This is a genomic window from Stieleria mannarensis (assembly GCF_014154935.1).
GTDB classification, from domain to species: Bacteria; Planctomycetota; Planctomycetia; order Pirellulales; family Pirellulaceae; genus Stieleria; species Stieleria mannarensis.
This window is the reverse complement of sequence record NZ_JACEHH010000101.1, coordinates 1-5,816: the sequence shown is the minus strand read 5'-3', so window position 1 is coordinate 5,816 and position 5,816 is coordinate 1. Positions and strand designations below refer to the sequence as shown.

The 5,816-nt window shown below is 61.7% G+C and carries 4 protein-coding genes; 3 read left to right on the top strand and 1 reads right to left on the bottom strand.

From position 1 onward, the window contains the following. Positions 1–96: 96 nt before the first annotated feature. Positions 97–2,865 carry a DUF11 domain-containing protein gene (locus H1B37_RS32195; RefSeq protein WP_182871390.1) on the bottom strand — a complete coding sequence of 923 codons (2,769 nt, stop codon included), beginning with the start codon at positions 2,863–2,865 and terminating at the stop codon, positions 97–99. Positions 2,866–3,057: 192 nt separating this feature from the next. On the opposite strand from H1B37_RS32195, the gene H1B37_RS32190 reads away from it, so the two are divergent. From H1B37_RS32190 to H1B37_RS32180, 3 genes are all read left to right on the top strand, one after another. Further along, on the top strand, positions 3,058–3,537 hold the full coding sequence (locus tag H1B37_RS32190; RefSeq protein ID WP_286178463.1) for an alpha/beta hydrolase: 480 nt from the start codon (positions 3,058–3,060) through the stop codon (positions 3,535–3,537). Between the two features lie 4 nt (positions 3,538–3,541). Next, positions 3,542–4,816 (top strand): 3-dehydroquinate synthase, encoded by a 1,275-nt coding sequence (locus tag H1B37_RS32185; protein ID WP_353620972.1) that lies wholly within the window; start codon positions 3,542–3,544, stop codon positions 4,814–4,816. A gap of 362 nt (positions 4,817–5,178) precedes the next feature. Continuing rightward, positions 5,179–5,754 carry a rhomboid family intramembrane serine protease gene (locus H1B37_RS32180; protein WP_182871388.1) on the top strand — a complete coding sequence of 192 codons (576 nt, stop codon included), beginning with the start codon at positions 5,179–5,181 and terminating at the stop codon, positions 5,752–5,754. Positions 5,755–5,816: the final 62 nt, after the last annotated feature.

Here is a 5,816-nt window from a genome sequence, read left to right as displayed (position 1 = left end):
GCTGAGGACAGCGGTTCTACACTTTTTCGCTTGGGCGGGTGCCCGCGGGGCGGGCAGGGGGAACAGCTGGGGACAGCGGTTCTACACTGACCAGAATTAGCGGTCGGCGTAGACCATGATGCTTTCTTCTTTGGTCACCGGCACGTTGGATTGATCGCTGGTGACGATCGCTTTGACCAAGTGACGCCCCGCGGCAATGCCCCGGGCTTTGACTCGGTACACCATTTCGTCATTGGCCTTCAGCAACGCTCGCGGTGAGAAGGCGATGATGCCTTGCCCCTGGGGCGTGAAGTCGCCTTGTTCGACCAACTGCAACCCTTGCGGCAGCTGCAACGCGACCTTGACGTTGGTGTCGTCACGCGACCCGGTGTTGCTGATTCGGATTTCGTAAACGGTGTCGCCGCCGATTTCGATCGGGTCGGCCGTGTCGTTGATCGAAAACGTCAACTCCGCCAACGATGCCACCTCGACTTGGCTTTCCGATTTGGTTTGAATCCCCAAGTCGGCCGTCGCCACGGTTTGCAGCACACGGTTGCCTTCTTCGACCGGCAGCAGCGTCAACGGCACCTTCCCGGACTGGCCGACCGGCAAGGCGGGCAGCGACCAGAACACCGCGTGCCGCGATGCATCGTATTGTCCTTCGAAGTCGGTTTTGACGAACGTGAATCCGCGATCCAGCTGGACACTCAATTCGACGTTTTGCGCCTCGGCCGTCCCCACGTTGGCGATCTCCAACTCATAGGTGGCTTGGCGTTCCAGGAAGCGACGCGATGGTCCGGTCAACGTTGCCTTCAATTCCGGCGCGACAACCTCGACCGCAATCGTGTGCGTGGTCTCCAATCCGTCGTCCCCTTTGACGCGAATCAGGTTCTGCACAACCCCCGGTTTGACCGCTCGCATCCGCAACACTTGACGGCGGATTTCTCCCGGGGCCAACGTGCCGATCAAATTATCCAACTGAGTCCCCTGGGGATGCTCCAGTCCGGCCGGCACGTCTTCCTGCAGAATCACGCCGGTCGCTTCTCCGGTGCCGGGGTTGCTGACTTCTAATTCGATTTCGAGTTGTTGCCCGATCAGGACTTTTTCGGGTGCACGCTGGACGACCTGCAATTCCGGTCGCGTGCTGATCGTTCGCACCGATGCGGCGGCTTCAAACGTGACGCGGGCCACACTGCCCAACTCCCCTTCTTGCTCGGGCGTCAACTGCAGCGTGATCGTGCGTTCTTGGTTTGGCTCCAGATCACCCAGCTCCCAATAAAGCTCGGGTTGATACTTCGGGTTGGGACGCGGCGTCGCATCGGTCAACGTCATTCCGTTGGGAACGCGATCGTGGACCTGGACGTTCAAGGCTTTGGAGCCGCCGACGTTTTTGACGGTGATGACGAACGAGGCCGGCTTGCCGACCTTCACTTCCTCGGGTGCTCGCTTGTGGATCACGACCGATGGAGATTGCGGACCGTCCAAGTAGCGTTCGCCGGGCGAAGCCAACGTGGGTCCGGCGGGCAGCGGAGCACCGGCTTGCTTGTACCCGACACCCTGGTAAATCGCAGCGCCGGCCGGTTGGCCTGGGCTCGCGTAGGCGGCCGCCGGTGACGCCATCGGCTGGGCTTGCATTGACGGTTGTTGCATCGACAGAGCCGAAGCCGCGGAAGTGGCCGCCGGTAATGGCGGAGCAGGCAATTGGGGTGCGGCCGCAGGGTAATGGTCACCGGCACCAAATCCGCCGGTCGGTTGAGAATTACGTTGATCAGCGGTGACAGCGGTGGGCTGACCGTAGGGCGACGCGCTGACGTTCCCCCGATTGCTTGGTGTTGTCGTGTTTTGCAGTTGCGGCGAATCGGCGAACGCTCCGTTGCCGACGATCTGTGGTTGGGAAGCGATCCCCATCGTTGCCGCCGGCGCGCCGGGTTGCGCCGGTGCAGCGGCCGGCTGTCCTGAATCGGCTTGCATCGGCAACTGCGCCGCTCCCATCTCCAGCTTCATTGCGGGCTGGCGATGGATCCGCATCGTGGTCCCGGACGGTTGGGCCAGGGTGGCCTCGGGCATCGTTGTTTCGGGCATCGACGGTTCGGGCGTTACCATCGAGGCCGCGGGGGCGTCGGCAAACTGCGGCTGATCGGTTTCGACGCCGCTACCGATGACCGGGGTCAACATGGCCGCGGGTGCGTCAGCGGCATCGGCCGGATCGGCAAACGTGCCACCGCGCAAATCATTGGCGGGCGGTTGGCCGTCCAGGTCGGCGACTGCAGCGTTATTGTTTAGCCCGGCGTTGTTGTCCATTGCGCCGGACTCGGCTGCCGGCGGCTCCAGCGGCGTGTCGGCGAACGTAATCTCGGACATCTGCGGCTGTTCGGGAAACGACGCGGCGGGGGCGTCTGCGATCGGCATTCCCATGGAGAACGAGGGTCCGGCGGCTTCGGCGGGCGCGTCACTCGTCGCCGCGACGTCGGCTTGAGGTTCCGGTGCCGGTGCGTCGTCGAAACTGGGCAGCCGCATCTTCATCACCGAACGCCCTCCGACGCCGGACTCTGGCTGCGACGCGTCACTTGAATCGGCGGGGATTTCCGGCAGCACCATCGAATCGATCGACTCGGTGTGCTGGACCAAACGCACCGATGGGGCGTCTGATTCGCCTGCGGCGTCGGTCTCTCCGACCGGTTTGAGCATTTCGATATCCTCGGCCTGGGCCGTTTGCAGACCGGATGCGGATCCGATCGGCGCAACCGCCTTTGCCGGTGGAATCTGCTCTTCGGTCCAAGCCGATTCGGTGCTCGCTTGTTGGTCCTTTTGTGCTTGGGCGGCCATGATGGCCCCCAACAAAATCGTCACAGCACCTGCGGCGAGTCGTACGCCAAACGCTTTCATGGGTCTCAATCCGTTGGTGAAAAAACCGACTGGTCCTCCAGTGGGAATTACGGCATAGCAAATTCGCACACCGGGTGAAAAGCCCGCTTCCGGATCTGGGGATCGGGTCGGCAGAAACACGTCTGCAAAGAGTGCTGTGGCTGCTATCATAGAGGTGACCGCTCCGCCTCCCTCCCCGTCGCCCCACCTTCGATGATTGCCCCCACCCCTCCGTCGTATTTTTTGGCCCTGTTCGTCGCTGCCGGACTGATCGCCGGCGGTCTCACTGCCGAGTCGATTGCCCAGGAGCCTGCCAAGCCAGAGCCTGCCAAATACGAACACGGCCCCGATTCCCAGCCCAACGACGCGGTCCCGCACGGAACGGTCACACAGCATGTGTGGCCAGAGAGCAAGGTTTTCCCCGGGACCAAACGCCGTTACAGCATCTACGTTCCGGCACAATACGATGGCAAAACGCCCGCCGCGTTAATGGTGTTCCAGGACGGGCATACCTTTGAGGGCACCCGGGGCGATTACCGCGTGCCGGTCGTGTTCGACAATTTGATTGCCAAGGGCGACATGCCGGCTACGATTACAAGTTCGTGTTTGGCACGGGAGCCCATGACGGAAACCATGGTGGAGCCATTTTCCCCGACTCGCTGCGATGGCTGTGGCGGGGCTGGAAGGAGTTGACGCCGTGATCCTGCGACCTTCCAATCCCAAACGTCACTCGCCCCATTCATCAGTCTCCGTCGCGGAATCGATCATCACCAGTTCTCCTTCCACGCGTCCATCACCCCCGGGAACCAGCGATGACGATGCATCGCTGGACGTCCCGTTTGCCGTACCGTTCGTCCACCGATTACGGACAACGACCGAAATCGCGGGCAATGACTTTCCGACGCTGCTGAAAATCGTGACCGACGGCAGTTTCGGTGACGCCAAGGTGCTGGTGGTGGCCGAACGCCCGGTGGCCGACGCATCGCCCCAGGTTGGAACCCTTGCGATGCGATTGGGCGAGAGCTCCGGCGTCAATCTGGTTCGTGATGTCGTGCTGGTCGAAGGCGGTGAAGCGGTCAAAAACGATTCGGCGTGCGTGGACCAGGTCCTGGCGGAAATCAATGCCCACGACCTGGACCGCCGCAGCTATGTGATCGCCATCGGCGGCGGCGCGATGCTGGATGCCGTCGGTTACGCCGCCGCGATCGCTCACCGTGGCATCCGCCTGATCCGGCTGCCGACGACCACGCTGGCTCAAGGCGACAGCGGGGTCGGCGTGAAGAACGCGATCAATTACTTCGGCAAAAAGAATTGGGTCGGAACGTTCAGCGTTCCCTGGGCAGTGATCAACGACGCGTCGTTGCTGGAGACGTTGCCGGACCGCGACTTCTGCAGCGGATTCAGCGAGTCGGTCAAGGTGTCGTTGCTGAAGAGCCGCGCGGAGTTCGACTGGTTGTGCGACCACGCCGATCGGATTCGTCGACGTGAAATGCCGTTTGCGACCCGGGCGATTGCGACGAGTTGCAAATTGCACCTGCGACACATTACCGAGGGCGGTGACCCGTTTGAAATGCTGGAGGCCCGGCCGCTGGATTTCGGACATTGGTCGGCGCACAAATTGGAACCGATCACGGACTTTGAGATCCGCCACGGGGAAGCCGTTGGGATCGGCGTCGCGATCGATTGCTTTTACTCGCATCTGAAACTCGGATTCCCGATCCAGGATGTGCGGCGGGTGTGCGAGTGCATGCATGCACTGGGGTTGCCACTGTGGCACGAGGCGCTGTCGCCACTGGATCGCTTGCTTGATGGACTGGAAGAGTTCCGTCAGCACCTGGGTGGCCGCTTGACGATCACGATGTTGCGGGGTGTCGGCGAGAGTGTCGATGTGCATGAAATCGACACCCCGGCGATGGCCCAGGCGATCGAAATGCTGCGCAGCGAAGGCGAACGGATCGCCGGTCAAAGCTGACATGCGGCCGGCCCGAGTCTTAGGCGGACACCGTACCGTCGCCTTTGCCCGAAGGGCATTCACAACATAGCCTGGGGTAAGGGAACGAGCGCAGCGGAGTGACCGCCACCCCAGGAAAAGAAAGCCAAACCCGCTCTCTCCCCCTTTCGATCGGTCGGCGGCAGAGCCGCCGGCCGATCGAAAGGGGGAGGTTTTTCGGTGGATCGTGGACCTGGGGTTACGCCCGGATTCGCTGGAGCTCATGCGGTCTCACCCCAAGCTATGTTGCTGATCGCCTTTGGCGAACCGAGCCGAGTGATCCTTGATCGACTGCGAAACCAAAGCGACCAAAACACTAAATTCCGATTCGAATTCGTTTGGAAATGACGTTGTCACACATGCAGAAGGAGTTCTATCGGATCGGCGTCTTGTTGCTGGCGATGTGGCTAGTGCGGATTGTCGACGCTACGATTCCGTATGCTTTGGCAGACCATGGATTGCAGCCGCGGCGATGGAGTGGATTGCCGGGGATCGTGACGATGCCGTTTCTGCACGGCAACTTCGGCCATCTGTTTAGCAACACGGTGTCGTTGGGAATCTTGCTGGGACTGCTGGTCTGGTCGCGCAAGTCGCCTTGGGTGTTGGCGGCGCTGACGTCTGTGGTCGGCGCGACGCTGCTTTGGCTGGTCGGCCGGGACGCAAATCACATCGGCGCGAGCGGTTTGGTGTTCGGGCTGATCGGATTGCTGATCGTCGGCGGCTTTCTGAATCGCCGTCTGGTTCCGGTCGGCGTCGCCATCGTGGTCGGGATCTTGTTCGGCGGAACGCTGTTGTCGGGGATTCTGCCGGGCAGCGGCGCAGGTGTTTCCTGGGAAGGCCACCTGTGCGGATTGGTGGGTGGAGCCGCGGTCGCGTTTTTTGCCAGTGAAGAAGCCGGGCGGTGGCGGATCCGGGGGTGAAGGGGTCGTGCGGTTTTCAACCTCTGAAATAAGAGAAGCTTACGAATTCACCCTCCCTCTGG

Coding starts and splice junctions, on each gene's coding strand:
- H1B37_RS32190 (WP_286178463.1), top strand. CDS start 3,058: ATGATTGCCCCCACCCCTCCGTCGTATTTTTTGGCCCTGTTCGTCGCT.
- H1B37_RS32195 (WP_182871390.1), bottom strand. CDS start 2,865: ATGAAAGCGTTTGGCGTACGACTCGCCGCAGGTGCTGTGACGATTTTG.
- H1B37_RS32180 (WP_182871388.1), top strand. CDS start 5,179: ATGACGTTGTCACACATGCAGAAGGAGTTCTATCGGATCGGCGTCTTG.